The sequence below is a fragment of the Mesorhizobium sp. M7A.F.Ca.CA.004.06.1.1 genome (genome assembly GCF_003999135.1).
Classification (GTDB): Bacteria; Pseudomonadota; Alphaproteobacteria; order Rhizobiales; family Rhizobiaceae; genus Mesorhizobium.
In genome coordinates this window covers 1-3,613 of sequence record NZ_RZPQ01000611.1, presented here as the reverse complement: position 1 = coordinate 3,613, position 3,613 = coordinate 1, and the positions used below count along the sequence as shown (strand labels likewise).

Below are 3,613 nucleotides of genomic sequence, written 5' to 3'. Positions count from 1 at the left end.
TTGCAGGCGAATGCGGAAAAATTCGATGCCGATGCGCTGTTCCCGGCCGGCAGCGACACCGGCGATACCACGGCCTCGCCGAAGATCTGGCAAGACATGGCTGGCTTCAACGCAGCCGAGGACAAATATCTCGCAGACGTGAAGGCCGCGGTCGCTGCGGCTCCCGCCGATGCCGACGCGCTGAAGGCGCAAGTCGGCGCTATCGGCTCGGATTGCGGCACCTGCCATCAAGGCTACAGAATCAAGAAGGGCTGATCACCAGCCATGGCATGGCTGAAGAAACTTGTCGGCGCCGTCGTCATTCTGGGCGGCGTCGGCGCGGTTGCCGGGTGGGTCCTGTCGGCGCCGGTGACGCTCGACAGGGAAACCCTGGCCAAGCTCGGTCCTGGCGACGCAGCCAGGGGCAAGCGCATCTTTTATGCCGGCGGTTGCACATCCTGCCATGCAAAGCCGGGCTCACAGGGCGACGCCCGGCTTCAACTCGTGGGTGGCCTTGAACTCAAGACGCCGTTCGGAACCTTCGTGCCGCCCAACATTTCGCAAGATCCCAGGGACGGTATCGGCGCATGGTCTGTCGAGGACCTCGCCAATGCCATGCTGAAGGGCGTGTCGCCTTCTGGTGAGCATTTCTATCCGGCGTTTCCCTATGCATCCTACGCGCGCATGAATCCGGCTGACATTGGCGATCTCTATGCCTTCTTGAAGACGTTGCCGGCCGTCGCCGGCAAGGCAGCGGGCAATTCGCTCGGTTTTCCCTTCAATATTCGCCGCGGCATCGGCCTGTGGAAATTGCTCTATCTCAGCGATCAGCCGGTTGTTGCCTTCCCCGAAGGCAAGCCTGATCCGGTGATGGCAGGCCGCTATCTGGTCGAAGGGCCAGGCCATTGCGGCGAATGCCACACGCCGCGCGATCTTGCGGGCGGCACGAAGAAGAACGAGTGGCTGGCGGGCGCCGTGGCCGCCGAAGGCAATGGCGTCGTGCCGAACATCACATCGGGCGAGGGCGGTCTCGCCGACTGGTCGGAGGCCGATATCGCCAACTATCTCGAAACCGGCTTCACGCCCGATTTCGATTCGGTCGGCGGCGCCATGGTCGATGTCCAACGGAACATGGCCGAACTGACGCCGCAGGACCGTGCGGCCATCGCCGCCTATCTGAAGGCGATACCGGCGCATCCAAACGGCTATCCGGCCCGCAAGAAGACGGCAAACTAGACCGAGTCTTCAGACAGGTGGCGGTCGCCGAGAAAATCGAAACCCGTCTCGAAGAAATGGTTGTAGTTGCAGGTCAGCTCTTCGCCAGGCGCGATGTCGTGCAGCGCAAAGCTCTCCTCCGGTGAGGAGACGTCGCAGTTCGGCTCGTCGGCATGGTTCATGTAGCGCGCGTCGTCGGCTTCGAAGACGATGTAGTTCGGATCGCGGCGGTCGGGATAGGAGTAGCGATCGAGATAGCTCTTCACCGGGCCGGCCGCACGTTCATAAGTCTCGACCTCGATGAGCCGATCGAACCTTGGGTCCAGCTTCCAGATCAGAGTGCCGCGAGGAATGTGGTTCTTGGCAAAGACGCCGATTCCCTGGATAGGCGATTTGTCGAGATAGACGTCGACGAGCAGCATAATGGACCTTTACGCGATTGGAGGCTGTCGGGCCGGGAAAAACCGCGCACTGGGTAGCGCGCGGTCATCGCAATTGCGAGTGAAAATGAGCAACGGGAACTTAAAAAGCCCTGATCACGCAGCCTCTTCGGAAGGCGCGTCGATCATCGTCTGGAGTCAGCGTTGCTGCAGCGCCAGACGGACGCCCAAAGCGCAGTAGATGCCGCCGACAACTTTGCCCTGCCATCGTAACACCGACGGATTTCGGCGCAGGAACGTGCCGAGCCGGCCAGCGCTCACGGCAAAGACGACCGTGCTGAAAAGGCCCAGTACGACGAAGATGGCCCCCAACACGGTCATCTGAAGCATCACCGTCCCGTTTTCAGGCCGCACGAACTGAGGCAGGAAGGCAAGGAAGAACAGAGCGGTCTTGGGGTTGAGCACTTCGGTCAGGACAGCCTGTCGAAACGCCTTCCCGGCAGAGATCGCAAGCGCGCCGGCAGCCGGGCCGCCTGGTGTTTTCTCCATGATCGCGCGAATGCCGAGATAAACCAGGTAGGCCGCGCCGATGTACTTTATGACGCTGAACAGCGTCGCCGATGCGGCGATGATCGCCGATATGCCGATCATGGCCATGACGGTGTGAAAGATGTCGCCGACAGCGATCCCAGCGCCGGTCGCGATGCCAACCTTGGTTCCGGAACTCGTTGCCCGCGCTATGGTAAGGAGCGTGGCCGGACCCGGGATGAAGACGAAGCCGAGCACAACCGCGACATAAGCAATCAGTGTAGCGAGATCGATCATCGGTCGATTTCTCCCGTAGGCTGCGCCTTACCCATCACCTTCAGCGCGAAGGAATAGGTGTAGGCGATCTCCTCCAGCCGCGAAAACCGGCCGGAGGCACCGGCATGGCCGGAATCCATGTTGATCTTGAACAGGACCGGATTGTCCCCGCTCTTGCGGTCGCGCAGCCGGGCCACCCATTTGGCCGGTTCCCAATAGGTGACGCGCGGATCGGTGAGACCGGCCAGCGCCAGGATCGGCGGATAGTCGTGATCAACGACATTGTCATAGGGCGAGTAGGCGGCAATGGTCCGGTAGTCGTCGGCGGACGCGATCGGGTTGCCCCATTCGGGCCATTCCGGCGGCGTCAGCGGCAGGGTCGCATCGAGCATGGTGGTGAGGACATCGACGAAGGGTACCTCGGCGACGATGCCGCCAAAACAATCCGGCGCCATGTTGGCGACGGCACCCATCAGCATGCCGCCGGCCGAACCGCCCTGGGCGACGATACGGTCATGCGCCGTGTAACGCTCCGTCACCAGATGGCGCGCGACGGCGATGAAATCGGTGAACGTGTTCATCTTGTTCTCCCGCTTGCCGTCATCGTACCAGCCATAGCCCTTGTCCTTGCCGCCGCGAACGTGAGCGATGGCGAAGACAAAGCCCCGGTCGACCAGCGAGAACCAGTTGGTGTTGAAGGCGGCCGGCACGGTGATGCCATAGGAGCCGTAGCCGTAAAGCAGGCAAGGTGCGGATCCGTCCAGCGGCGTGTCGCGATGGTGCAAAAGCGAGATCGGCACCAGTTCGCCATCGCTGGCCGGCGCCATCAGGCGCCGCGTGACATAGTGGTCCGCATCATGGCCGGATGGCACTTCCTGGGTCTTCAGCAGCACCCGCTCGCGGGTACGCATATTATAGTCGAACACCTGCGCAGGTGTCGTCATCGACGAATAGGAAAAGCGCATGATCTCGGTGTCGTACTCATAGGAACCCGACAGGCCGAGCGAGAAAGCCTCCTCGTCGAGGGACAAAAGATGCTCCTCGCCGCTGGTGCGGTCGTGCACGACGATGCGCGGCAGGCCTTCCTTGCGTTCGAGCCGAACCATGTGGTCGCTCAAGCCGAGCACCGACAGGAGCAGAAGGAAGGGGGCGGGAGGAACCAGGGAAGGAAAGGGGGCGCGCACGGGAGCGCCCGCGGGGGCCGTCATGCTCTTGAACTCCTTGGCGCCGTCGGC

The 3,613-nt window shown here is 62.2% G+C and carries 5 protein-coding genes; 2 read left to right on the top strand and 3 right to left on the bottom strand.

The window, feature by feature from the left end:
• Together EN906_RS26825 and EN906_RS26820 are read left to right on the top strand one after the other, a co-directional pair.
• Nucleotides 1-255: cytochrome c (locus EN906_RS26825; protein WP_164777381.1), on the top strand; the 255-nt coding region annotated here is incomplete at its 5' end.
• 9 nt (nucleotides 256-264) lie between these two features.
• Nucleotides 265-1,215, top strand: coding sequence for a cytochrome c (locus tag EN906_RS26820; protein WP_127269952.1), 951 nt, complete (start codon nucleotides 265-267; stop codon nucleotides 1,213-1,215).
• Here EN906_RS26820 and EN906_RS26815 read toward each other — a convergent pair.
• The 3 genes from EN906_RS26815 to EN906_RS26805 form a co-directional block, all read right to left on the bottom strand.
• Complete coding sequence (locus EN906_RS26815; protein ID WP_127269950.1) at nucleotides 1,212-1,616, bottom strand: SET domain-containing protein-lysine N-methyltransferase; 405 nt, start codon at nucleotides 1,614-1,616, stop codon at nucleotides 1,212-1,214. The genes EN906_RS26820 and EN906_RS26815 overlap by 4 nt on opposite strands.
• Before the next feature lie 156 nt (nucleotides 1,617-1,772).
• Complete coding sequence (locus EN906_RS26810; RefSeq protein WP_127269948.1) at nucleotides 1,773-2,399, bottom strand: LysE family translocator; 627 nt, start codon at nucleotides 2,397-2,399, stop codon at nucleotides 1,773-1,775.
• A partial coding sequence (locus EN906_RS26805) for a prolyl oligopeptidase family serine peptidase (protein WP_164777380.1) occupies nucleotides 2,396-3,613 on the bottom strand: 1,218 nt, incomplete at its 5' end. The genes EN906_RS26810 and EN906_RS26805, both read right to left, overlap by 4 nt.

Coding starts and splice junctions, on each gene's coding strand:
- EN906_RS26815 (WP_127269950.1), bottom strand. CDS start 1,616: ATGCTGCTCGTCGACGTCTATCTCGACAAATCGCCTATCCAGGGAATC.
- EN906_RS26820 (WP_127269952.1), top strand. CDS start 265: ATGGCATGGCTGAAGAAACTTGTCGGCGCCGTCGTCATTCTGGGCGGC.
- EN906_RS26810 (WP_127269948.1), bottom strand. CDS start 2,399: ATGATCGATCTCGCTACACTGATTGCTTATGTCGCGGTTGTGCTCGGC.